General features: G+C 64.0%; 23 protein-coding genes and 1 pseudogene. 6 read left to right on the top strand and 18 right to left on the bottom strand.

Annotation, left to right across the window (positions count from 1 at the left end; genetic code table 11):
• Window positions 1-314 precede the first annotated feature (314 nt).
• Window positions 315-575: a DUF1488 family protein gene (locus ACVIGA_RS17265; protein ID WP_092123059.1), complete on the bottom strand. Its 261-nt coding sequence runs from the start codon at window positions 573-575 to the stop codon at window positions 315-317.
• Between the two features lie 302 nt (window positions 576-877).
• Between ACVIGA_RS17265 and ACVIGA_RS17270 the strand changes: the two genes are divergently transcribed.
• The 4 genes from ACVIGA_RS17270 to ACVIGA_RS17285 all read left to right on the top strand — a co-directional run bounded on the left by ACVIGA_RS17270 (window position 878) and on the right by ACVIGA_RS17285 (window position 3,487).
• The gene (locus ACVIGA_RS17270; protein WP_456667294.1) at window positions 878-1,648 is read left to right on the top strand and encodes a sensor histidine kinase; all 771 of its coding nucleotides are present in this window, start codon (window positions 878-880) and stop codon (window positions 1,646-1,648) included.
• A gap of 569 nt (window positions 1,649-2,217) precedes the next feature.
• Window positions 2,218-2,835, top strand: coding sequence for a hypothetical protein (locus ACVIGA_RS17275; protein ID WP_456667295.1), 618 nt, complete (start codon window positions 2,218-2,220; stop codon window positions 2,833-2,835).
• A 27-nt stretch (window positions 2,836-2,862) separates the two neighbouring features.
• The gene (locus ACVIGA_RS17280) at window positions 2,863-3,234 is read left to right on the top strand and encodes a signal transduction histidine kinase (RefSeq protein ID WP_212317160.1); all 372 of its coding nucleotides are present in this window, start codon (window positions 2,863-2,865) and stop codon (window positions 3,232-3,234) included.
• A gap of 22 nt (window positions 3,235-3,256) precedes the next feature.
• Complete coding sequence (locus tag ACVIGA_RS17285) at window positions 3,257-3,487, top strand: hypothetical protein (protein ID WP_456667296.1); 231 nt, start codon at window positions 3,257-3,259, stop codon at window positions 3,485-3,487.
• A 37-nt stretch (window positions 3,488-3,524) separates the two neighbouring features.
• On the opposite strand, the gene ACVIGA_RS17290 is transcribed toward ACVIGA_RS17285, so the two are convergent.
• From ACVIGA_RS17290 to ACVIGA_RS17300, 3 genes are all read right to left on the bottom strand, one after another.
• Window positions 3,525-4,526: an Hsp33 family molecular chaperone gene (locus ACVIGA_RS17290; protein ID WP_456667297.1), complete on the bottom strand. Its 1,002-nt coding sequence runs from the start codon at window positions 4,524-4,526 to the stop codon at window positions 3,525-3,527.
• 195 nt (window positions 4,527-4,721) lie between these two features.
• Window positions 4,722-5,648: an ornithine carbamoyltransferase gene (gene argF, locus ACVIGA_RS17295; protein ID WP_223974423.1), complete on the bottom strand. Its 927-nt coding sequence runs from the start codon at window positions 5,646-5,648 to the stop codon at window positions 4,722-4,724.
• A complete protein-coding gene (locus ACVIGA_RS17300; protein ID WP_223974425.1) occupies window positions 5,648-6,853 on the bottom strand; it encodes an aspartate aminotransferase family protein in 1,206 nt (401 codons plus the stop codon). The genes argF and ACVIGA_RS17300 overlap by 1 nt, the downstream gene beginning before the upstream one ends.
• 495 nt (window positions 6,854-7,348) lie before the next feature.
• On the opposite strand from ACVIGA_RS17300, the gene ACVIGA_RS17305 reads away from it, so the two are divergent.
• Complete coding sequence (locus ACVIGA_RS17305) at window positions 7,349-7,861, top strand: GcrA family cell cycle regulator (RefSeq protein WP_456667298.1); 513 nt, start codon at window positions 7,349-7,351, stop codon at window positions 7,859-7,861.
• A gap of 116 nt (window positions 7,862-7,977) precedes the next feature.
• On the opposite strand, the gene ACVIGA_RS17310 is transcribed toward ACVIGA_RS17305, so the two are convergent.
• On the bottom strand, window positions 7,978-8,919 hold the full coding sequence (locus tag ACVIGA_RS17310) for an IS110 family transposase (protein WP_456665701.1): 942 nt from the start codon (window positions 8,917-8,919) through the stop codon (window positions 7,978-7,980).
• Between the two features lie 286 nt (window positions 8,920-9,205).
• Between ACVIGA_RS17310 and ACVIGA_RS17315 the strand changes: the two are divergent.
• Window positions 9,206-10,195, top strand: a pseudogene (locus tag ACVIGA_RS17315) (IS30 family transposase); the annotation flags it as partial.
• 54 nt (window positions 10,196-10,249) lie between these two features.
• On the opposite strand, the gene phoB reads toward ACVIGA_RS17315, so the two are convergent.
• The 13 genes from phoB to ACVIGA_RS17380 form a co-directional block, all read right to left on the bottom strand.
• Window positions 10,250-10,960 carry a phosphate regulon transcriptional regulator PhoB gene (phoB, locus tag ACVIGA_RS17320; protein ID WP_016844067.1) on the bottom strand — a complete coding sequence of 237 codons (711 nt, stop codon included), beginning with the start codon at window positions 10,958-10,960 and terminating at the stop codon, window positions 10,250-10,252.
• 130 nt (window positions 10,961-11,090) lie between these two features.
• The gene (phoU, locus tag ACVIGA_RS17325) at window positions 11,091-11,807 is read right to left on the bottom strand and encodes a phosphate signaling complex protein PhoU (protein WP_050403109.1); all 717 of its coding nucleotides are present in this window, start codon (window positions 11,805-11,807) and stop codon (window positions 11,091-11,093) included.
• An 11-nt stretch (window positions 11,808-11,818) separates the two neighbouring features.
• Window positions 11,819-12,637, bottom strand: coding sequence for a phosphate ABC transporter ATP-binding protein PstB (gene pstB / locus ACVIGA_RS17330; protein ID WP_029079896.1), 819 nt, complete (start codon window positions 12,635-12,637; stop codon window positions 11,819-11,821).
• Window positions 12,634-13,479: a phosphate ABC transporter permease PstA gene (gene pstA / locus ACVIGA_RS17335; RefSeq protein ID WP_456667299.1), complete on the bottom strand. Its 846-nt coding sequence runs from the start codon at window positions 13,477-13,479 to the stop codon at window positions 12,634-12,636. The genes pstB and pstA overlap by 4 nt, the downstream gene beginning before the upstream one ends.
• 4 nt (window positions 13,480-13,483) lie before the next feature.
• Window positions 13,484-14,473, bottom strand: coding sequence for a phosphate ABC transporter permease subunit PstC (gene pstC / locus ACVIGA_RS17340; RefSeq protein ID WP_456667300.1), 990 nt, complete (start codon window positions 14,471-14,473; stop codon window positions 13,484-13,486).
• Window positions 14,474-14,701: 228 nt separating this feature from the next.
• Window positions 14,702-15,712: a phosphate ABC transporter substrate-binding protein PstS gene (gene pstS, locus ACVIGA_RS17345; RefSeq protein ID WP_456667301.1), complete on the bottom strand. Its 1,011-nt coding sequence runs from the start codon at window positions 15,710-15,712 to the stop codon at window positions 14,702-14,704.
• A gap of 135 nt (window positions 15,713-15,847) precedes the next feature.
• Window positions 15,848-17,161, bottom strand: a complete 1,314-nt coding sequence (locus tag ACVIGA_RS17350) for an ATP-binding protein (protein ID WP_456667302.1) — start codon at window positions 17,159-17,161, stop codon at window positions 15,848-15,850.
• An 84-nt stretch (window positions 17,162-17,245) separates the two neighbouring features.
• On the bottom strand, window positions 17,246-18,301 hold the full coding sequence (locus ACVIGA_RS17355) for a putative bifunctional lysylphosphatidylglycerol flippase/synthetase (RefSeq protein ID WP_245452840.1): 1,056 nt from the start codon (window positions 18,299-18,301) through the stop codon (window positions 17,246-17,248).
• A gap of 352 nt (window positions 18,302-18,653) precedes the next feature.
• Window positions 18,654-18,881 (bottom strand): SelT/SelW/SelH family protein, encoded by a 228-nt coding sequence (locus ACVIGA_RS17360; protein ID WP_456667303.1) that lies wholly within the window; start codon window positions 18,879-18,881, stop codon window positions 18,654-18,656.
• A gap of 19 nt (window positions 18,882-18,900) precedes the next feature.
• On the bottom strand, window positions 18,901-19,812 hold the full coding sequence (locus tag ACVIGA_RS17365; protein WP_456667304.1) for a haloalkane dehalogenase: 912 nt from the start codon (window positions 19,810-19,812) through the stop codon (window positions 18,901-18,903).
• A complete protein-coding gene (locus tag ACVIGA_RS17370) occupies window positions 19,809-20,399 on the bottom strand; it encodes a TetR family transcriptional regulator C-terminal domain-containing protein (protein ID WP_456667305.1) in 591 nt (196 codons plus the stop codon). Before ACVIGA_RS17370 ends, ACVIGA_RS17365 begins: the two co-directional genes overlap by 4 nt.
• A 108-nt stretch (window positions 20,400-20,507) precedes the next feature.
• Window positions 20,508-20,804, bottom strand: a complete 297-nt coding sequence (locus ACVIGA_RS17375) for a hypothetical protein (RefSeq protein ID WP_223974949.1) — start codon at window positions 20,802-20,804, stop codon at window positions 20,508-20,510.
• 2 nt (window positions 20,805-20,806) lie between these two features.
• The gene (locus ACVIGA_RS17380; protein WP_456667306.1) at window positions 20,807-22,201 is read right to left on the bottom strand and encodes an OmpA family protein; all 1,395 of its coding nucleotides are present in this window, start codon (window positions 22,199-22,201) and stop codon (window positions 20,807-20,809) included.
• Window positions 22,202-22,245: the final 44 nt, after the last annotated feature.

Below are 22,245 nucleotides of genomic sequence, written 5' to 3' on the forward strand. Positions count from 1 at the left end.
CCGGAAAGGCGTCAGAGCGGCCGCGGAGCAATCCGCGGCTTTTCTTTTTGGAGGCATCTCAAACGGCGTGGACTGGATCCACCGGAAGCCTGCCCCAGCTTCACAAGTGAGGGGCACTGGCGCCACGCATGCGCTCCAGGAGCCAGAAAGCCCCGATCGCAACGAACGAGAGCACGAAGATTGCTCCGCACGCCAGGAAAGTCTGTAGGAAGCTCGTATCCATGCCATCCTCCTTTTGATCGCTTGCAAGGGTGGTGTGCGGCTAACGCGCTCAATCTGCCAAATTGTCGCGCGTGACCATCAAGCCGCCGGCTTCAGAAATTCGCGGCGACCAGATCGTATGATCCCCTGCTTCCGCGGACATAGACCCTGGCCGCAGCGGCGCATATCCGATCGCGGTTGGCATCGAAGGCGTGGAGAAGGCCCGGCTCGTCGAGGTAGGCATCCGATTGAAGTCGCTTCAATGCGCCTTCGGTGACGAAGAACGATGCCTCAATAGCACTGTCATATCCCCAAAACCGCACGGCGCGACGCGTTTGGTCGTATGAACGACTATGATTTGGAAATTCGATCATGGGTGGGGCCTATCAGGTTGTTCCACAGCTTGTCGTGATCCGTAACGCGCGCATTGAAGCGACGTGACGTTTGGCCGATCGGTTACAAGATTTGGCAGCTAAGGCTTCGAGCTTCCGCAAAGGGGATGCTGTAACAATACAGTTGCGCTGCTGTTCAGGTGGCTACTCCGCGGTCGAATGACAAGCCCACTCGGCACGGATCGGGGCAATCGCTCGCGTTTTCGTGCCGGATACGTCCAGATTCGCCCAATTGCGCGGAAAACATTCTGCCGAAGAGCCAGCTTATGATGATACGGTCGATTATGTCTCCAGCCGACCTCCGCACAGACCCGGGTGCTGCAAGCAGCTTGGCACCGCAGCAGGACGTTGTAGCGGAAGAGAATGTCAGCCTTCGACTTCTCCTCGCGCAGGCCGCGATCGATGCCCAGAGTTTGCTGACCGCAGCCGGCCTTGACGCCAAGGAGCGCGAAGCGGCTGACAAGCTGCAGAGGGTGATCCTCGAGGAACTGCACCACCGCATCAAGAACACGATCGCAACCGTCGGTGCCATTGTCTCCCAGAGCCTGAGCAACCTGGACGGGGTCGAACATGCCCAGCACGCCATCGCGGGCCGGTTGCTGGCGCTCGGGCGGGCACACGATCTCCTTCTGCAGGCAAGATGGAGCAGCGCGGATCTCGGCACGGTCGTCCGCGGCGCCACCGAAGCCTTCAACAATCCGGACGAGCCGAAATTCTCGATTTCAGGACCCGGTATTCGCATGACGTCGGGCGCCGTCGTCGCCATCGCAATGACGCTCAACGAGCTCTGCACGAACACCACGAAGTTCGGCGCCCTGTCCGTCCCACAGGGGCGGATCGACATCAGTTGGACGCTGGATCAACCAACACAGCGCTTGCATCTGACATGGAGCGAGAAGAACGGTCCGGCAGTCCACCCTCCGGAACGGCGCAGCTTCGGGACACGGTTGGTCGAGACGCTCGGCAGGCAGCTGCGCGGCGACGTGCGGCTAAGCTATGAGCCGATCGGTTTCGTGTACACATTCGACGTACCATTGGCTTCTCTTACTTCGTGAAGCGCACAGCCGACGTCCCGAACTCGCGCCAATGTCTGGATATCGCCCTCGATTGCGAATTGAGTCGACTACCGGACGTAAGGAGTATCTACTGCGGTTACCACTGCTCCGCCTCTGGCCGATACCAGTGACTGAGAGTGCTGCAAGCTCCCGCCAGTGACCAGGAGAGCTATGTGCCGATTGCTCAACACAGCCAGCCTGAACCGCCGCCGCATGATCTTCCGGCGTTGGAGGCCGTGAGGATAGGGGATGCTGCGAAGCCATTCCCGTCCGGCCTTCAGCGCGACGCGATGCTTCGCAAGGCGCGGCTGGTCGAAACCGCCTCGCACATCAATGATTGGCTGACATCTCCCGGCCTGCGAAGGCCGAGCTAACTGCCGATCTTGAGGAGAAAGCCCAGTACGGGGCCGACTGAGGCCGCCATTCTTCCGATGCCACTGGGGCGTAGCCTCCGGTCGCCTCTCGCCAAGCGATGGCTTCGACGTTGCTTTCAACCGTGCTTCAGGAACAGGCGACCGCGGTGAACGTTGTCGCGGTGCAGATATTCGCGCGCGCCATCCGATTTGCTTGTGCCCGATGATTTGTGGCCTTGGTGCTCGTTATTCGACCCTTCGCCTCCCATATACAAGTCAATCCTCGTCAGCATCGAGATTGGTCGGAATGCGCGGAGACCTCCAAGGAAAGGGCCCGCCATGTTCAAATCGCAGCAGTATCGCGCCAAGGCAGCCGAATACGGCGAACTGATCAAGCGTTCGAGCAGTCAGGGCGAAAGCCGCAAGTTTCGAGAGCAGCAAGACCGTCTCGCTTCGCTCGCGGACAACGAGCAAGGACTGGCGGACAATTTCGACAACGCAGTAAACGTTGCGGAGCAGGACCGCTCTCGCGGCGCCGCCCTCGCCGCCGAAGAGGAGTACGTTCTGCGGTGTCTCGGCGCGGCCATCATCATGCAATGGAACGTCCTGCCGAAGGCGCTGCAGCGGGAAATCTTCGACACCGCCGGATCAGTCGGAAAACTGTTGGAGACGTCGGCGCTCCGCGGGCAGATCGCGCGCTTCCTGCACAAGCACAAGGATGATGCCGGTCGCGACAAGCTTCTGGAGGCGCGTCAGGACGCGAGATCGGGCGCTGCGGCTTTGTCGCGATGGGACAATGAAGGAGGTGCAGTCCCCGACGGACTGCCGATGTGAACCAACGACGACAACAGGAGATTCACCATGTCACTTACCCAATTTGACGTCGATGACGGACAGCACAGCATGGACGGGCTGCGACTTCTCGCCCGTGATGGAAATGAACGGGTCGAGGCATTCATCGGCCGCAAGGTGATGGACGTCTGGGCCGAGTCTGTCGAGCACCGCGGCGGACATCAAAGCCTGTTCCGCGATCAATACAACGCACTCGGCAGGCTGAACCTGGCGGCGATCGAGCGCATCGTCAGTGCGAAATACCAACGCGGTGCTGCGTTCAACCGGCAGCATCCCTATGTCGAGGTACTGTTCTCGGACATCACCGATAGCGGGGAGACCTTGAATCTGAGCGGGCTCGTGCGCGAGACCCTGCCGCCCGCGTTTCACCGGTTGAGTTGAGATCGATCCAGGAGGAATTCCCATGACGAAGAAATCCCTGCTCTCCATTGACGAACCCGAATTGAAGAAGCCGTTGCGCGCCGACCGGCCTCCGACCGAAGGTTTCGTGATTATCGTCGACAAGCAATTCAAGTCGGAGTTCGACAGCGCCGAGGCTGCTGAAACCTCTGGCCGACAATTGAAGGCGGCTTATCCGATGCTTCAGATCGAAATCTATGACGCCGCCAGCAAGGCCCGCACCTTGCTGAGCTGACAGGCCTGGTTACCGGGCCTCGTGGTCGGCTTTCCGCCTACTCCACGCCGGCTTCCTGCGGCGTGAATTCATACACCGACGAGCAGAACTCGCAGGTCACGACCACCTTGCCGTCCTTGACCATCTCGGCGCGATCGTTCGGCGCAAAGCTCTTCAGCATCGACGACACCGCATCGCGTGAGCAGGAGCATTGCGCGCGCAGCGTTTGCGGGTTGAAGACGCGCACGCCGCGTTCGTGGAACAGGCGGTACAACAGCCGCTCGCCGGAGAGATCGGGATCGATCAGCTCGACGTCCTCGACGGTGGAGATCAGCGACTGTCCCTCGACCCAGGCGTCGTCGTCCGGCACGCTGTGCGTGGCGGTGCCCTCCGGCGCATCGCCGGGATGCAGATCGGCCTGCTTGGCGCGTTCGGGGGCCTTGGGCAGGAATTGCAGCAGGATGCCGCCGGCGCGCCAGTGCAGCTTGCCGCCTTCGCCGCCGCGCATCTCCTCACCGACCGCGAGCCGCACCCGCGTCGGAATCTGCTCGGAGCGCAGGAAATATTCGTGGGCCGCCTCTTCCAGGCCACCGCCGTCGAGCGCGACCAGGCCCTGGTAGCGGCTGGTGTTGGCGCCCTGATCGATGGTCATCGCAAGGTGGCCCTTGCCGAGCAACTCACCCGAGCTCTGCCCCTCCTTGAGGCGCGCCACATCGTAGCGCGCATAGGCACGCAGCCGATCGGGCGCCTGGAAATCGACGATCAGGAGCGAGACCGGACCCTCGGTCCGGGTCTGCAGAATGAAGCGGCCCTCGAACTTGACCGACGAGCCGAGCAGCGTGGTCAGCACGATGGCCTCACCCAGCAGCTTGCCGACCGCGGGCGGATAATCGTGCTTGTGCAGGATCTCGTCGAGCGCGGGGCCGAGCCGGGTTAGCCGGCCGCGCAGGTCCAGCGCACCGACCTCGAAGGCCAGCACGGCATCGTCGACAGGAACCGCCGAGGGCGCGCGAATGGGCGTCTCGGGCTCGATTTTGATGTCAGGGGATTGTGAAACCATGGCGCTCTATCTGGGGTCTCGGACCATGAAATAAAGGGGTTCACTCAACGAGAGATCGTCGTCCCGGCGAAGGCCGGGACCCATAACCACCGGATTTTGTCGCGACACAAGGCGTCTCCCCTTGTGCCTCTTTCACGGGCCGCGGCGTCTGGGTCCCGGCCTTCGCCGGGACGACAACGCCTTAGCGACCTACGCTTACGCGACTTCGTTAAAACACCAGGCCAGAATGCCCTTCTGCGCATGCAGGCGGTTTTCCGCCTCGTCGAAAACCACGGATTGCGGCCCGTCGATCACCTCGTCGGTGACCTCCTCGCCGCGATGCGCGGGCAGGCAGTGCATGAACAACGCGTCCGGCTTGGCGAGCGACATCAACTTGGCATTGACCTGATAGGGCTTCAGCACGTTGTGGCGGTGCTCGCCCTCCTTGTCGCCCATCGACACCCAGGTGTCGGTGACGACGCAGTCGGCGCCGCGCACGGCGGCTTCCGGATCGGTGCCGAGCATGATCGGCGCGCCGGTGGCCTTGATCCAGTCCCGCATCGGCTTCTTCGGCGAGAGCTCGGGCGGCGTTGCGATGTTGAGGTTGAACTTGAAGCGCTCGGCGGCGTGCGCCCAGGAGGCCAGCACGTTGTTGTCGTCGCCGGTCCAGGCCACCGTCTTGCCCTCGATCGAGCCGCGATTTTCCTCATAGGTCATGAGGTCGGCCATCACCTGGCAGGGATGCGAACGCCGGGTCAGGCCGTTGATGACGGGCACGGTGGCGTGAGCGGCGAGCTCGAGCAGCGCGTCATGGTTGAGGATACGGATCATGATCGCATCGACATAGCGCGACAGCACGCGCGCGGTGTCGGCGATGGTCTCGCCGCGGCCGAGCTGCATCTCGGCGCCGGTCAGCATGATGGATTCACCGCCGAGCTGGCGCATGCCGACGTCGAACGACACCCTTGTGCGGGTCGACGGGCGCTCGAAGATCATCGCCAGCGTCTTGCCTTCGAGCGGCTTCCTGCCCTTTTCATGCGCCTTCAGCTTCGCCTTCATGGCGGCGCCGGCAGTGAGCATGTTGCGCAGCTCGCCGAGCGGCAGCTCGTTGATATCGAGGAAGTGGCGGACCGGCTTACTCATTATCCGGCCGCCTTCTTCGGCTGTGCTGCCGATAGTGTCGCGCAGGCGCGCTCGAGCGAGGCGATCGACTGGTCGATCTCAGCCTCGGTGACGATCAGGGGCGCGAGGAAGCGCACGACATTGTCGCCGGCGCCGACGGTGAGCAGCTTCTCGTTGCGCAGCGCGGCGATCAGATCGCCCGACGGCACCACCGCCTTGACGCCGATCAACAGGCCCTCGCCGCGCACCTCCGACAGCACGCCGGGATAGCGGTCGACCGCGGACGCGAGCTTCTGCTTGAGCAGCAGCGACATCTTCTGCACGTGCTCGAAGAAGCCGGGCTTGAGCATGACGTCGAGCACGGCATTGGCGGCGGCGACCGCGAGCGGATTGCCGCCGAAGGTCGAGCCGTGCGAGCCCGGCGCCATGCCGGCCGCAGCCTGCGCGGTCGCCAGCACCGCGCCGATCGGGAAACCGCCGCCGAGCGCCTTGGCCAGCGACATCACGTCCGGCGTGACACCGGTGCGCTTGTAGGCGAACAGCTCGCCGGTGCGGCCCATGCCGGTCTGCACCTCGTCGAAGGCGAGCAGCAGGCCGTGCTCGTCGCACAGCGCGCGCAACGCCTTGAAGAAGGCCTGCGGCGCCGAGCGCACGCCGCCCTCGCCCTGCACCGGCTCGATCAGGATGCCGGCGGTGTGGGGACCGATCGCCTTCTTCACCGCCTCGATGTCGCCGTGCGGCACCTGGTCGAAGCCGTCCATCGGCGGGCCGAAGCCTTCGAGATATTTCGCCGAGCCGGTCGCAGCCAGCGTGCCCAGCGTGCGGCCGTGGAAGGCGCCTTCGAAGGTGATGATGCGGTAGCGCTCGGGATGGCCCTTGGAGAAGTGATAGTGGCGGACCAGCTTGATCACGCCCTCCATCGCTTCCGCGCCGGAATTGCAGAAGAACACCAGGTCGGCAAAGCTCTGCTCGCACAGCCGCGCGGCCAGCACCTCGCCGTCCGGGCTCTTGAACAGGTTCGACATGTGCCAGAGCTTGGTCGCCTGCTCCTGCAGCGCCTTGACCAGATGCGGATGCGCATGTCCGAGCGCGTTCACCGCGACACCCGAGGTGAAATCGAGATAGCGGTCGCCGTTGGTTGCGATCAGCCAGGCGCCCTCGCCGCGCTCGAAGCCGAGATCGACCCGGGCGAAGACGGGGAGCAGATGCGACGAGGCGTTGGTCATGGCGTTCACTGCCGTTTTAAAGCCGTCAATTGCTGCGCGCCTTGACGCCAACGCAGCAACCGCCAGCTTCGGAAAACAAAACGGCCGCCTTTGCGGGCGGCACGTGCGGGTCATTCTATGCGGCGGCCGGTCAGTGTCAATCGCCAGGAGCCGGCCTTTGCCGGCCTTCCTGCAATGCGAAACCAGCGCAATCCGGAGCATTCCGGTGCGGTGGAAAAGCCTCATAGCAATGCTTAACTTTGTGGGAACATGTGGACGCACGGCCGCGGACTCTTGCGCCAGAGTCACGCCATATTGTAGCGTTTGGCCTGTCGGGTACGACATCTCGTGCGGCAGTACTGGACCCTCTAAGTAGCCTTCGTTCTCGCGTAAACGTTCGGGCGCAACACCGTGCCCGGCGAGGGCTAAGGGATTCTGGCCGCAGGGATATTTGTCCAGATTGGCTCGCAGCGCCGCTCCGATGAGTGGCCGGCGCCATGCGAAAGGAAGAATGTGATGACTGTATTGACATGGTCCGACGATCGCGTCGAGCAGCTGAAGAAGCTCTGGGAATCCGGCCTCTCGGCCAGCCAGATCGCGGCGGAACTTGGCAATGTGACGCGAAACGCCGTGATCGGCAAAGTGCATCGGCTCGGCCTCTCCGGCCGCGCCAAGGCTCCCTCCACGGCTGCGCCGCGGCAGCGCAAGGCCCGCCCCGCCCAGCACATGATGCGGGTGGCGCGCCCGGTCTCGCGCGGCAACACCGCCCTTGCGCATGCCTTCGAGGTCGAGATGGAGCCCGATCCGATCTCCTTCGACAATGTGGTGCCGATGAGCCAGCGGCTGTCGCTGCTCGAACTCAACGAGGCCACCTGCCATTGGCCGGTCGGCGATCCCTCGAGCCCGGAATTCTTCTTCTGCGGCGGCAAGGCGCTCGGCGGCCTGCCCTATTGCGCGCACCACTCGCGCGTCGCCTATCAGCCGGCCAGCGATCGCCGCCGGCCGTCGGCGAAGCCACAGATCAAGTAAGCACTCGGGAAACTGCCTGGACTGCAAAAACAAATCCCCGCGAAAGCGGGGATTTTTTTTTGTGGCTCGTAGCCCGGATACATCCACCGCGTCGTCCCGGCGAAAGCCGGCAACTGTTATGTTGGTTTGGTTTGCAGGTACGGCTTTCGGTCTCGCATGATGGCATTGAGGACCGTCAGCAGCTTCCTGGCGACGGCGATGAGGGCGAGTTTGGCTGGTTTTCCGGCCTGTCGCAGTCGTGCATAGAAGGCCTTGAACGGATCAGCTCTGCGGACTGCGTTGAGGGCCGCCATATAAAGGGCGTCACGAACGCGCTTTCGGCCGCCCGCAATCTTGCGCTTGCCGCGGAAGGCGCCGCTGTCGACGTTGAAGGGGGCAAGGCCAGCGAGCGCTGCGAGCTGTTTCGGTCCGATCCGCCCGAGTTCCGGCATCTGCGCGATGAGCTGCATGCAGGCCACGGGACCCACGCCGGGCAGCGAACGCATTAACTTCGCATCGTCCGCGATCTCCGCTTCGGCTTTAATCAATGCGCTGATGTCGGCCTCGATCTCGGCGATCTCGCTGTCGAGGACCTCGATGAGGCGGCCAATGCGTTCGGCCATGGCGCGATCGTCGGCCTCGCTGCGCCGGTTCTTCTCCTGGGCGCGCATCAGGACCAGCTGATCCCGCCGTTTTGCAAGCCTCGCCAAGGCGTTGCGTGCAGGATCGGCGACCTGCTCGGGGGCGGGCTGCATGGCCCGCGCAAAGGCTGCCAGCATCCGCGCATCGATCGGATCGGTCTTGGCGAGCAGGCCGCTAGCCCGTGCAAAGTCGCGGGCACGGGCCGGGTTGATCCGTGCGAACTGGATCCCGGCCTGACGTAGCGCCTCGCGAAGCGCGAGGTCATAGATACCCGTCGCCTCGAAGACGACCAGCGCATCGCATTGCCAACGCGCCACCTGCTGTGTGATGGCCTGTGTCGCGTTGGCAATGCGCCTCGGCACGCCGTCAGCCTCATCAAAGATATCGAGGTGTTTTTTGGAGATGTCGATTCCGACGTAACGAAGAGCTATGATCACGGTGCCTGTCCCTGTGATGCGAGGTCTGTTGGCGCAGCCTCGTGCAACTGTTCAGGTTTGTAGATGGAACGGGCGGGAGACCGAGCCGGCTCACGGCGTCAAGCGCCAAGGACCCAACGGCTTCCCGCCCACCCCATCATGACAGACTTCCAAGACACAGGGACCCATAACCACGAATGGGTGTTGTTAGAAAGCCGTCTAGCCGCGTGCCGATTGCGACGGCCGCGGCGTATGGGTCCCCTGAGTTCACAAACGAAGTGCAACACTTCCTTGAGGAGGTGTTGCCATGGGGCGGACTTACAAGCAGCTCTCTCTGGACGACCGATGCGAGATTGCCTGTCTATCGGCCAATGGCAGCTCGGTCCGGCAAATCGCGGCAGCTCTGGATCGCTCGCCATCAACAATCTCTCGGGAACTGAGCCGTAATCGGAGCGTTCAGGCTGGCTACAAGCCAAATTATGCCCAGCAACAGATGCGAGCGCGGCGCTGGACGGGCGGACGCCTCGAACGGGAGCCCGTCCTGCGCCGCGCGGTGTTGCAACGCCTTCGCCGAGGTTGGTCGCCGGAGCAGATCGCCGGCCGGCTGGCCCGCGAGTGCGGGCACAAGGTGATCTCCCACGAGACCATCTACCGCTTCATCTATGGCCAACTCAGGCGCACCACGAACTTCAACTGGCGACGCTACCTGCCGCGCGCCAAGAGCAAGCGCGGCCTCCGCGGCAAGCGAGGCGGCAGCCCCGCAAGCTTCATCGAAGGCCGTGTTTCCCTGGCAAATCGGCCCCTTGAGGTTGCCGACCGTAGCGTCGCCGGGCATTGGGAGGCCGATTTGATGATGTTCTCGAAGTACGGTCAGGCCGTGCTGACCGTGCATGAGCGCACCTCTCGCCTGCTGCTCGGCATCCGCCTTGCCAGCAAGGTTGCGCGCGGTGTCGCACGCCATCTCGTCCGCTTCTTCGCTGCCCTTCCACAAGAGCTGCGCCAGACCGTCACCTTCGACAACGGCACCGAGTTTGCCGGTCACCTGGCGCTACATCGCCTCTCGATCGAGACCTTCTTCTGCGATCCCCACGCGCCCTGGCAGAAGGGTGGTATCGAGAACGCCATCGGCAGGATGCGCCGCTTCATCCCTCGCAAAACGGATCTCGTAACCCTCTCGACCGCCAGATTCCGCCAGTTCATCGCCACCTACAACAACACCCCACGCAAATCCCTTGACTACCGCACGCCTGCGGAGTCCTTTGCCGATCAAGTGTTGCACTTCGAGTGTGAATCCACCTCCCGGCTTTCGCCGGGACGACGGCGTGTTGCGGTCTATGATCACTGCACAGCCTTACGGCTGCGGCTCGGCCTTCGCGAAGCGGTCGTCGAGCGCGTAGCCGGCACCGCGCACGGTGCGGATCGGATCCTGCTCGCGGCCCGGATTGAGCAGCTTGCGCAGGCGGCCGATATGCACGTCGACGGTACGCTCATCGATGTAGATGTCGCGGCCCCAGACGCTGTCGAGCAGCTGTTCGCGGCTGAACACGCGGCCGGGATGCTCGAGGAAGAATTCGAGCAGCCGGTACTCGGTCGGACCGAGATCGATCGGACGTCCCGAGCGCGCCACGCGGCGCTTTTCGCGGTCGAGCTCGATGTCGCCATAGGTCAGCACGGTCGCAAGCCGTTCCGGGCTCGCACGGCGCAGCAGGCCCTTCACCCGCGCCAGCAGTTCCGGCACCGAGAACGGCTTGACGATGTAGTCGTCGGCGCCGGTGGCAAGCCCGCGCACGCGCTCGCTCTCCTCGCCGCGCGCGGTCAGCATGATGATCGGAAGCTGCTTGGTCTCGGGCCGCGCCCGCAGGCGGCGGCACAGCTCGATGCCGGACAGGCCCGGCAGCATCCAGTCCAGTACCACGAGGTCGGGAACGCGCTCCTTCAGGCGGGTGTCGGCATCGTCGCCGCGCCCCACCGTCTCGACATCGTAGCCTTCCGCATCGAGGTTGTAGCGCAACAGTGTCGTCAGCGCTTCCTCGTCTTCGACTACCAGAATGCGTGCGCTCATCGGTTTAAGTTCTCTCTCTGTGATGATCCGTTGCCCAGACGCAAACCGAAACGCTTACTTTCCTGAGCACAACCCCCGCGGAAACGACTTGTCGTGAAGACAATCCGGCTCCGCGCCTGCGGATCATGTCCTAGGTACCCGGCACCGTGGTGGCAAAGTTGGTCATGTCGCCCTTCGGGCGCTTGTCGGTGATCTGCTGGCCCTCGATCATGTAGAACACCGTCTCGGCGATGTTGGTGGCGTGATCGCCGATCCGCTCGATGTTCTTGGCGCAGAACATCAGATGGATACAGAACGAGATGTTGCGCGGATCCTCCATCATGTAGGTCAAGAGCTCGCGGAACAGCGAGGTGCAGATCGCATCGACCTCCTCGTCGCCCTTCCAGACGTTCATCGCCGCCGGCAGATCGTGCGCGGCATAGGCGTCGAGCACCGACTTGACCTGCGACAGCACGAGGTCGGTCATGTGCTCCAGGCCGCGGATCAGCTTCAGCGGCTGGAAATCGCTCTCCAGCGCCGCGACGCGCTTGCCCATGTTCTTGGCGAGGTCGCCGATCCGCTCGAGGTCGGTGGCGACGCGCATCGCGCTGACGATTTCGCGCAGGTCGATTGCCATCGGCTGGCGGCGGGCGATCGTCAGCACCGCGCGCTCTTCGATGACGCGTTGCAGATTGTCGATTTCGATGTCGGCGGCGACCACGCGCTTGCCGAGCGCGACGTCGCGACGGATCAGCGCGTCGACCGACTCGGTGATCATCCGCTCGACGAGGCCGCCCATCTCGGCGACCAGGCGAGTCAACTCCTGCAGGTCGCTGTCGAATGCCTTGGCGGTATGTTCAGAAGCCATCTTGTATCTCCTCAGCCGAACCGGCCGGTGATGTAATCCTGAGTCCGTCGATCGCTCGGCGAGGTGAATATCTTGTTGGTGTCGTCGAACTCGATCAGCTCGCCGAGATACATGAAGGCGGTCTTGTCGGAGACGCGCGCCGCCTGCTGCATATTGTGGGTGACGATCGCGATCGTGTAGTCCTCTGAGAGTTCCTGGATCAGCTCCTCGACCTTGGCGGTCGAGATCGGATCGAGCGCCGAGCACGGCTCGTCGAACAGGATCACCTCGGGCCGCACCGCCACGGTGCGCGCGATGCACAGGCGCTGCTGCTGGCCGCCGGAGAGCGACAGGCCGGAGGCGTTCAGCTTGTCCTTGACCTCGTTCCACAGCGCGCCGCCGCGCAGCGCCTTCTCGACCCGATCGTCCATCTCGGACTTCGAGATCTTCTCGTAGAGGCGGATGCCGAAGGCGATGTTCTCGTAGATCGTCATCGGGAACGGCGTCGGCTTCTGGAAAACCATACCGACCCGCGCGCGCAGCAAATTGAGGTCGAGCTTGGGATCGAGAATATTGGTCTGGTCCAGCATCAGCTGGCCGACCGCGCGCTGGCCCGGATAAAGGTCGTACATCCGGTTGAAGATCCGCAGCAGGGTCGACTTGCCGCAGCCCGACGGGCCGATGAACGCCGTGACGCGGTTGGTGCCGAGCGTCAGGTTGATGTTCTTCAGCGCGTGGTGCTCGCCGTAATAGAAGTTGAGGTTGCGCACCGTGACTTTCGGCGGCGCTTCCGGCAGCGGAACCTGGGGAACGTGGCTCGCGACGGTCGTGGAGACGGAAAGCTCGGTCATTTTGTGGCCCTTTCGGCACCAAGGATACGCGCGCCGATATTCAGCGCGAGCACAGTGAAGGTGATGAGCAGCGCACCGCTCCACGCCAGCTCTTTCCAGTAGGCGTAGGGGCTCTGCACGAAGTTGTTGATGGTCACCGGCAGGTTGGCCATCGTCTTGGTCAAATCCCAGCTGAAGAACTGGTTCGACAGCGCGGTGAACAGCAGCGGCGCGGTTTCACCGGCAACGCGGGCGGTCGCCAGCAGCACGCCGGTGATCAAGCCGCTACGCGCAGCACGATAAGCGATCCGCTTGATCACCAGCGAACGCGGCAGGCCGAGCGCGGAGGCCGCCTCGCGCAGCGGATTGGGCACCAGCAGCAGCATGTCCTCGGTGGTGCGCACCACGACCGGGATCACGATCACGGCGAGCGCGAGCGCACCCGCAATCGCCGAGAAGCCGCGCATCGGCATCACCACCGCACCATAGATAAACAGGCCTATGATGATCGAGGGCGCGCTGAGCAGGATGTCGTTGATGAAGCGGATCACCGAGGTGAGCTTGTCGTGCTTGCCGTATTCGGCGAGGTAGGTGCCGGCGAACAGGCCGAGCGGCGCGCCGATGCCGACGCCGATCACGGTCATGATGACCGAGCCGACGATGGCGTTGAGAAGGCCGCCGTCGGTCGAACCGGGCGGCGGCGTGTTCTGGGTGAACAGCTGCACGCTGAGGCCGGCAAGGCCGTTGTAAAGCAGCGTGAACAGGATCAGCGCCAGCCAGGTGACGCCGAACAGCGCCGCGCCGACACAGAGTGCGCGAATGACGATGTCGTTGCGGCGGCGGGATTTGTAGATCGGGTTCATGGCGCTATTTCCCCGCCTTCTTTTCAAGCCGCATCAGCATCAACCGGGCGCCGGCGAGCACGAAGAAGGTCAGCACGAACAGCAAGAGGCCGAGCAGGATCAGGCCGGACTGGTGCAAGCCGTCGCTCTCGGCGAATTCGCTGGCGATCGCCGCCGAGATCGTGGTGCCCGGCGCGAAGATCGACGACGAGATGCGGAACGAGTTGCCGATGATGAAGGTCACCGCCATGGTCTCGCCGAGTGCGCGGCCGAGCGCCAGCATGATGCCGCCGATCACCCCGACGCGGGTGTAGGGGATCACGACGTTGCGGACGACTTCCCAGGTGGTGCAGCCGATGCCGTAGGCGGCTTCCTTCAGGACCGGCGGCACGGTCTTGAACACGTCGACCGAGATCGCGGTGATGAAGGGCAGCACCATGATCGCGAGGATCAGCGCGGCGTTGAACAGGCTGAGATAGGACGGTGGCCCTGCGAACACCGCGCCCAGCACCGGGACGCCCTCGAAGATCCTGATCATGAAAGGCTGGAACGTGTTGGCCAGGAACGGGCCCAGCACGAAGAAGCCCCACATGCCGTAGATGATCGAGGGGATGCCGGCGAGCAGCTCGATGGCGATGCCGATCGGACGGCGCAGCATTTGCGGGCAGAGTTCAGTGAGGAACACGGCGATGCCGATGCCGACCGGAATGGCGATCATCATCGCGATGACGGACGTGATCAACGTGCCGTAGATCGGGCCGAGCGCGCCGAGCACCGGCGGATCGGCCGAGGGCGCCCAGCGCTGCGTCCAGAGGAAGGCGAAGCCGTATTCCTTCATCGCCGGCCAGGCGCCGGCGATCAGCGACAGGATGATGCCGCCGAGGATCAACAGAACCGAAATCGCCGAGATCCGGGTGATCCAATAGAACGCGAGATCACCGAGCTTGAAGGCGCTGAGGGCCTTGGCGCGATCGTAAGGTCCCGCGGCTTCCATCACATCGCTCTGAACAGCCATGTCTGCCACGCCAATCCCCTCATTACTATGTGAAAGCTACGCAAACCGCTACGCCCCGAAGCGATCTTCACTGACGCATTTGGCCAGGCGTCGTTCCGGCTTGCGCCACCCGGGCGCGACCCCCGGCCCCGCCCCGCGTTTCTTGCCGCGTTGATGGAGCCCGGGTCTCAATCGGTCGACCTGTGCCGCCCTTGGGAGGCGGCACAGGCCGTTTTCGAAACGTCGGACTTAGCTCTTGATGTCCGAGGACCAGGTCTTCTCGATCAGCTTGACGACCGATTCCGGCATCGGGATGTAGTCGAGCTCTTCGGCCGCCTTGCCACCCTTCTCGAAGGCGTACTTGAAGAACTTGATCGCTTCCTGCGAGGACGCCTTGTCGGTCGAGTCCTTGTGCATCAGGATGAAGGTCGCCGCGGTGATCGGCCAGGAGGCTTCGCCCGGCTGGTCGGTCAGGATCACGTAGTAGCCGGGAGCCTTGGCCCAGTCGGCATTCGACGCAGCAGCCTGGAAGGCGGCGATGGTCGGCTGCACGGTCTTGCCGGCCTTGTTGACCAGCGCGGTGTAGGTCAGCTTGTTCTGCTTGGCATAGGCGTATTCGACATAGCCGATCGCGTTCTTGGTCTGGCTGATGTTGCCGGCAACGCCTTCGTTGCCCTTGGCGCCGACGCCGACCGGCCACTCGACCGCGGTGCCGGAACCGACCTTGGACTTCCAGTCGGCGTTCGACTTGGAGAGGTAGTCGGTGAAGTTGAAGGTGGTGCCCGAACCGTCCGAACGGCGCACGACGGTGATCGCGTCGGCCGGCAGGGTCAGCTTCGGATTGAGCTTGGCGATCGCCGCGTCATTCCACTTGGTGATCTTGCCGAGATAGATGTCGCCGAGCACTTCGCCGGAGAGCACGAGATCGCCCGACTTGATGCCTTCGACGTTCACGACCGGAACGATCGCGCCCATCACCATCGGCCACTGGACGAGGCCGTCCTTCTCGAGCTGCTCGGCCTTGAGCGGCGCGTCGGTGGCGCCGAAAGTCACGGTCTTGGCCTGGATCTGCTTGATGCCGGCGCCGGAACCGATCGACTGATAGTTCAGGCCATTGCCGGTGTCCTTTTTGTAGGCATCAGCCCACTTCGAATAGATCGGGAACGGAAACGTCGCGCCCGCGCCGGTAATATCGGCAGCGAAGGCCGACGTCGAAGCGGCGATCATGCCGGCAGCGACGATTGCTTTGATGAAATTCATGGGGTCGTCTCCATTTGTGAGCGAAGCGCCGCATGCGCCCGATAGCGCTCACGCCGGTCCATCTAGGAGCGGTCGGTGCTGCTTTTACGAAGGTTGGATGACAGTTCGATGACAGCTCTAAGCGGCTGAAAACGCTTAACTTTGTGTCGGTAACGGGGTCTTCGGCCGAGGAAAACAGGCGGTAAAAGTCGCGCCATTCTTCGGCACGCTCTCGATCAAGAGACGCCCGCGATGACGGTTAAGAATATGTTTCACCAGCGATAATCCGAGACCGGTTCCACCCTGGTTGCGGCTGTCGCCGACGTCCACCCGGTAGAACCGCTCGGTCAGCCGCGGCAGGTGCTCCGGGGCGATGCCGGGACCGAAATCCCGTACCATGACACGGATTTCGGGGATCCCCTCGCCCGATGCGCCCGAAACGGCCTGATTGAGCGACACTATGACGCGGCCGCCCGAGGCGCCGTATTTGAGGGCGTTCTCGATCAGGTTCTCGAACAGGCGGAGCAGTTCCTCGCGGTCGCCGGCGATCGTGACCGGGGTCAGTGGCAGGTCGACATCGATCTCGACCTGGCGCTCGCTGGCCAGCGCCTCGAGCCCGTCGGCCACCTGGCGGATGATCGGCACGATATCGATCGACGCCTCGGGCCGCACATGGGCCGACAGTTCAACCCGCGACAGCGACAGCAGGTCGTCGATCAGCCGCGCCATGCGGGTGGCCTGGGTGTGCATGATGCCGAGGAAGCGCTCGCGCGCCCGCGCGTCTTCGCGCGCCGGCCCCTGCAGCGTGTCGATGAAGCCGGACAACGCGGCGAGCGGCGTGCGCAGCTCATGGCTGGCATTGGCGACGAAATCGGCGCGCATCTCCTCGACCCGGCGCAGCGGAGTCAGATCGTGGAACGTCATCAGCATGCATTTCTCGGTGCCGCCGAACTGGGTCGGCACCGGCACCGGCGTGATCACCAGTTCCATCCAGCGATCGACCGGAACGTGGTCGGAGTAGGTGGCGCGGCGCGGCTCGGTGGTCGCGATCGCCTCGCGCAATGCGGTGATAATCTCCGGCGAACGCAGGGCAAATTGCGCCAGCTCGTTCTTGCGCAGCGCCGGCGCCAGCTGCGCCGCGGCGGTGTTGAGATGGATGACGCGACCCGCGCGATCGAGCAGCACGGCCGGGTCCGGCATGCCGGCGACGACCGCGCTGACGGCGGTCGCCTCGACCGGATTGCCGTGGCGGACATCCTCGCGCGAGGTGCCGGCATCATGCAGCCGCCAGGGCACCAGCGCCGCGGCCGCGATGCAGACGAACACCGCGCAGGCGCGCACCAGCGACAACTCGCCGAGCGCGACCACGACGCTCAGCGCCAGCGCTGCGGCAAGCAGGATCAGCGCGGAATGGCGCAAGCGGTCGGGCCAGGGCGAGAAAATCGAATGCGGCGTATCGTCAATGGCCATCGCGGCGGCTTTCTTCCCGTCGGTTCATGTCTCGCCCAGGCGCGGTCATATCGACCTTCCCTCGGGAGGCATCGGGCCGCGTCATCAGACCCCTGAATCACCGCGCTTGCGGACCAGAACCGCCTCATGGTGCGGCTCGGCGCGGGGACCCGAATCAGTCTGCGGCAGCCGTTTGAGTCGGGCGCCGACGATAACCTCCCGAAACGTCAGCAAGATTACAGATATGACGAACGGCGCAATATAGTAGAGCAGGCGGAACAACAGCATACCGCCGAGCAGGTCCTCGCGGTCCATCTGCCAGAGGCCGACCAGCATGGCGGCGTCGAACACCCCGAGCCCGCCGGGGGAGTGGCTGGCGAAGCCGAGCAGGGTCGCCGACACGAAGATGACCGCGACCACGACGAAGCCGAGATTGGGCTCGTCCGGCACCAGCACGTACATCGCCAGCGCGCAGAAGCCGAGGTCGACGATGCCGATCGCGATCTGCAGCAGCGTCAGCGGGCCGCCCGGCAGGGTCACCGTCCAGGGACCGCGGCCGACCACCCGCGGCTGGGTCCAGACCCAGACCACATAGGCGACCAGCGCGATGATGATGCCACACGCCAGGGTGCGGTTGAGCCAGGGCGGCAGCTGGTCGATGTTGGCGGCGGCTTCCGGATGATAGGCGATGCCGAGCCCGAGCACTGCGGCATTGCCGAGCCAGAAGGTCAGGCCGGCGAGAAAGCAGATCTTCGCGACGTCGATCGCGTTCAATCCCCAGGCCGAATAGATCCGGTAGCGCACCGCGCCGCCGGTGAAGACGCTGGCGCCGACATTGTGGCCGATCGAATACGAGGTGAATGCCGCGAGCGCATTGATGCGATAGGGCACGTGGGCGTGACCGATCGCGCGCACCGCGAACAGGTCGTAGAAGGTCAGCGTGAAGTAGCCGGCTGCGACGAACAGTCCCGCGAGCGCGATTTGTCGCGGCTCGGTGCTCTTGATGGCCTCGAGCACCTCGTTGGTGTCGATGCCGCGCAGCATGTGATAGAGGACGTAGCAGGCGATGCCGATGACGGCGATGCTGATGACAACACCCAGCCGATGCAGGATTTGCTTCTGGCGCAGAAACGCCATCGCCCTGCGTATTGCTTCCAGCATCTAGACCTCGAATTGCGATCCCGCGACGACGGCTCCCGGGCGAACTCCGCCGGCGCTTCGCTGTGCCCCGACCCCTGTAGCGCGTTTTAAGCCGGAGTGGAATTCGTCAAACGACAATAAAACGCGCATCTTCAAGATATTAGGGATGATTCATGACAGCGGGTGCACAAATATGCGCGTTTCTCGCCACGTTCGACAAGACTTGACATCGACGTGCGGCAGTTAGCCCGCCGAACGCTGCGCAAGGCCATCCGGGAAACTACGGGGGCGAGAGCGACGCGCGGCGTCCGCGCAGCGAAAATCGCCGCCGCAATGGTCATGCGACGGCGATCAGGCAAGCCTGCGTAGACTTTTATGCCCGTGCCGCAGCCACTGCGGTGACGATTTCGGCGGCATCGGGGAAATGCCCCTTCACGCGCTTGGCGATCACTTTGCCGTCAAGCTTGACCTCAAAGACGCCGCCCTTGCCGGGCACCAGCTCTGCATCGAGCGCAAGCCGTTCGCGCAGCAGCGCGGCGGCCTCCCCGGCGCGCTTCTCGTAACCGCAGGGACGGCAATAGATGATCGAGAGATCGGTCATGGCGTGCTCTCCCATCCACTCATGCTGCAAGATGTTGCGCGTTGACGGCTTCGATCCCGGCGATCCACCCTGCAACCGAGCGGCCGATCGCCTCCGGATGGTCTTCCTGCAGATAATGCGCGCCGGCGCCGAGCTGGATGACCGCGCAATGCTGGAGCCTCGGCGCAAAATCGGCGGCGAAGGCCGGCGACACCAGTGCCCCGGGAGATCCCGCAAACAGCAGCTTCGGATAGGTCGATGCCGCGAGCGCCGCATGCGCTGTGGCGAGCGCCTGATCGACGTCGGCAGGTTCGCCCGCGATCGGCAGCTCGCGCGGCAGCATCAAGGTCGGCTTGCGGCTCTCGCGCGTCGCAAATGGCGCACGGTAAGCGGCCATCTCTTCCTCACTCAGCTTGCGCAGCATCCCGTTCGGAAGAACGCGCTCGATGAAGGCATTGCCTTCCAGAATCATCGCCTCGCCCACACCTTCGGTCCTGAACTTGCGAAAGGTTTCTTCGCGCACGCCGTGATCGGGATCGAAATCGCTCCATGTCGACATCGGCCGGATAAATTCCATGAAGGCGAGCCCGCGCACGAGTTGCGGACGGCGCGCCGCGAGATGGAACGCGAGCGCGGTGCCCCAATCCTGGGCGACGAGATATGCCGAGCTGATGCCGAGCGCGTCGATCAGCGCATCGAGATAGTCCGCATGGTCGAAGAAGCGGTAGGCGATGTCGGGCTTGCCGGACTGGCCGTAGCCGATCAGGTCGGGCGCGATGCAGTGCCCGACCGGCGCCACCAGCGGCATGATGTTGCGCCAGATATAGGATGACGTCGGATTGCCGTGCAGGAACAGCACGTGCGGCGCGTCGCTGCGTCCGGTTTCGCGATAGGCCATCGTGGTCCCGAGCACCGGGCGATGATGCAGACTGATATCGGCAGACACGGTCATGGCAACTCCTTGAACACGGTTTGGAAGGCGATGGTCTTGAAACGCTCGAGCGCGGCCGCGCTGCGCTCGACCTTCATGCGCAGCATCGCGCCCTGCCAGGATGCGAGCAGGAAATCGGCAAGCGCATCGGGATCGAAGTCGGACGCGATCTCGCGCCTGGCCTGGGCCTCAGCGATGCAGGCCGCAAACGGCGCACGCCATTCGCAGAAAATCTCGTCGAGCTGCTCGCGCAGCATCTCGCTCGAGCCCGACGCCTCGAGGCTGAAATCGCCGATCAGGCAGCCGCGGGTGAAGCCGTCATGCGCGAGCTTGCCGGTGATGAGATCGAGATAGCGCCGGAGCCTGTCGCGCGGCGGCAGTGTCGTGTCGCCGAGGGCTTCGGCGACGAGGCCGCGCACATAGAGGAAGTAGCGGTCGAGCACTTCCGACGCGAACAGCTCCTTGGAGCGGAAATGGTTGGTGAACGAGCCCTGCGGCGCGCCGGCCGCGGCGGTGACGTCGCGCACGCTGGTGCCGTGATAGCCGGTCCGGAACATTTCCTTCAGGCCGGCGTCGAGGATGGCATCGCGGAGAGAGGGTTTTGGCATGGGCACGATTTAATACGTACGTACGTATTGATGTCAAGCGGTAAAATGCATGCGGCTCGCCCTGCACTCGGCGACGCCGCTCGGACCTGTTGGATCAGGGGTTTGGGGTCAGCTCGCGGGCCTGCTGCGCGAGACCACCCAGTCGCGCAGCCAGGAGCCGATCGCGCAGCCGACGAGATAGAGCGCGAACATGACAAGGAACAGGTCGAGCCAGTAGCCGAAGCGGCCGGGCACGACCCGCGCAAACGATGCCGCGACCAGCGCGACGGCGAGCAGAGCCAGCCAGCGGATCCACACCTTCGAGACGCCCTGCGCCCGATGCACCACCGCGATCCAGCCCATGCCGAAGCCGAGCAGCGCGGCGCCGAGCAGCCAACCCCAGAAGAATGTCGCGAGCACGGTCATCGCTACTTCACCACGAATTCGATGCGGCGGTTCTGCGCCTTGCCGTCTTCACTCTCGTTGCCGGCGAGCGGCTGCGTGCTGCCATAGCCGATCGGAGTGAAGCGGTTGGCAGGCAGTCCGGCGCGCACGAGGTAATCGACCACGGCCTGCGCGCGGCGCTCCGACAAGGCCTGGTTGGCCGCCTCTTCGCCGTCGCTGTCGGTATGGCCGGCGACTTCGATCGTCGCGTTGGGACAGCGCATCGCGGTCTCGATCAGGCGGTCGAGCAGACCGGCAGAGTCAGGGACGATGTCGGCCTTGCCGGACTCGAAGCGGATCTTGCCCTTGGAGAGGATTTCGGAAAACAGCTGCTGACACACCGTCGGATCGACCGGCGCCGCCGCCGGCTTCACGGTGACCTCGGCCTTGTACTGCCAGCCCTGCGGAAAATCCTTGCCGAGCCCGTCGCGGATCTGGCCGGCCGCGGCATCATAGAGCGCATCGCCCGACAGCTTCACCTCGCGGTCCGACACCACGAGCGTCCCGGTCGACAGCCGCGACAGCGCGCCGAGCGCAGGCACAACTGCCGCCGCAAACCCTGAGGGAGCGCCGATGCTGGCCTTCAGATTGTCGACCACCTTCTCGCTAAAGAACTTGCGGCCGGCGGCGGCGACCAACGCGGCATGCACGTTGTTGTCGGGCACGTAGCCGGTCAGCGTCAGCGTCACCGCGACCGGATCCTTGTAGGCCTGAAACACGTAAGGCGGCGCCTTGATGTCGTTGGCGGCGATCGAATAACCTTCCGGCAGATTCTTCAGCGCCGCCGCCACCGCTTCGCGTCCGCCGAGCTCGCGCGCCATGCCGGCAAGCGCAACCTTGTTGTCGGTCAGCGTAATCTTGCCTTCCTTCAGCTTGCCGATCTGGTCGAGCAGCAACAGCGCCGCCGGGTCGAAACGCGACGGCGCGCCACGGGCCAGCGCCATCTGATCCACCACCTCGACGCCGCCGAGACTGGCCTTCGCGGCCTCGGTCAGCTTGCTCTTGCTCGACGGCAGCGGCGCGTTGCCGCCAAGCGTGACCCGCACCACGTCGCGTTCGGCGGACCACACAAAGGGCTTGGCTTCGGCAACGAGCCGGGTCTCGTCGTTGACCAGCCGCACGCCCGGCACCGCCTCGACCGACGCCACTGCGCTGAGACGGCCGTCCTCGGAGAAGGCGTTGGCCGCAAAGGTCACATCGCGGCCGTCGACGCTGATGCGGCGCTTGTCGAGCACGGTGTCCTTCAGTGCGGCATTAGCGCGCGCAGCAAGGTCCGCTTCGACCGTTCCCGTTGAGGTCCAGGCCGCGATGCCCCACAGGACGACCAGTGGAATCACCCCCGGCCACCACTTGCTACTCCACTTGAAAAGTCCGTGCATTCAGCGTCCTGCGGGTCTGGAACTAGAGAGAAAACAAACCCTTG

It is taken from the genome of Bradyrhizobium sp. USDA 3240, from assembly GCF_054063295.1.

Bases quoted from the DNA above. Each gene is read 5' to 3' on its own strand.
- argF (WP_223974423.1), bottom strand. From the start codon at position 5,648: ATGAGTAAGCCGGTCCGCCACTTCCTCGATATCAACGAGCTGCCGCTC.
- phoU (WP_050403109.1), bottom strand. From the start codon at position 11,807: ATGGCTTCTGAACATACCGCCAAGGCATTCGACAGCGACCTGCAGGAG.
- ACVIGA_RS17350 (WP_456667302.1), bottom strand. From the start codon at position 17,161: ATGGCCATTGACGATACGCCGCATTCGATTTTCTCGCCCTGGCCCGAC.
- ACVIGA_RS17355 (WP_245452840.1), bottom strand. From the start codon at position 18,301: ATGCTGGAAGCAATACGCAGGGCGATGGCGTTTCTGCGCCAGAAGCAA.
- pstB (WP_029079896.1), bottom strand. From the start codon at position 12,637: ATGACCGAGCTTTCCGTCTCCACGACCGTCGCGAGCCACGTTCCCCAG.
- ACVIGA_RS17285 (WP_456667296.1), top strand. From the start codon at position 3,257: ATGACGAAGAAATCCCTGCTCTCCATTGACGAACCCGAATTGAAGAAG.
- ACVIGA_RS17365 (WP_456667304.1), bottom strand. From the start codon at position 19,812: ATGACCGTGTCTGCCGATATCAGTCTGCATCATCGCCCGGTGCTCGGG.
- pstA (WP_456667299.1), bottom strand. From the start codon at position 13,479: ATGAACCCGATCTACAAATCCCGCCGCCGCAACGACATCGTCATTCGC.
- ACVIGA_RS17290 (WP_456667297.1), bottom strand. From the start codon at position 4,526: ATGGTTTCACAATCCCCTGACATCAAAATCGAGCCCGAGACGCCCATT.
- ACVIGA_RS17300 (WP_223974425.1), bottom strand. From the start codon at position 6,853: ATGACCAACGCCTCGTCGCATCTGCTCCCCGTCTTCGCCCGGGTCGAT.
- phoB (WP_016844067.1), bottom strand. From the start codon at position 10,960: ATGAGCGCACGCATTCTGGTAGTCGAAGACGAGGAAGCGCTGACGACA.
- ACVIGA_RS17265 (WP_092123059.1), bottom strand. From the start codon at position 575: ATGATCGAATTTCCAAATCATAGTCGTTCATACGACCAAACGCGTCGC.
- ACVIGA_RS17375 (WP_223974949.1), bottom strand. From the start codon at position 20,804: ATGACCGTGCTCGCGACATTCTTCTGGGGTTGGCTGCTCGGCGCCGCG.
- ACVIGA_RS17370 (WP_456667305.1), bottom strand. From the start codon at position 20,399: ATGCCAAAACCCTCTCTCCGCGATGCCATCCTCGACGCCGGCCTGAAG.
- ACVIGA_RS17305 (WP_456667298.1), top strand. From the start codon at position 7,349: ATGACTGTATTGACATGGTCCGACGATCGCGTCGAGCAGCTGAAGAAG.
- ACVIGA_RS17380 (WP_456667306.1), bottom strand. From the start codon at position 22,201: ATGCACGGACTTTTCAAGTGGAGTAGCAAGTGGTGGCCGGGGGTGATT.
- pstC (WP_456667300.1), bottom strand. From the start codon at position 14,473: ATGGCTGTTCAGAGCGATGTGATGGAAGCCGCGGGACCTTACGATCGC.
- ACVIGA_RS17360 (WP_456667303.1), bottom strand. From the start codon at position 18,881: ATGACCGATCTCTCGATCATCTATTGCCGTCCCTGCGGTTACGAGAAG.
- ACVIGA_RS17270 (WP_456667294.1), top strand. From the start codon at position 878: ATGTCTCCAGCCGACCTCCGCACAGACCCGGGTGCTGCAAGCAGCTTG.
- pstS (WP_456667301.1), bottom strand. From the start codon at position 15,712: ATGAATTTCATCAAAGCAATCGTCGCTGCCGGCATGATCGCCGCTTCG.
- ACVIGA_RS17280 (WP_212317160.1), top strand. From the start codon at position 2,863: ATGTCACTTACCCAATTTGACGTCGATGACGGACAGCACAGCATGGAC.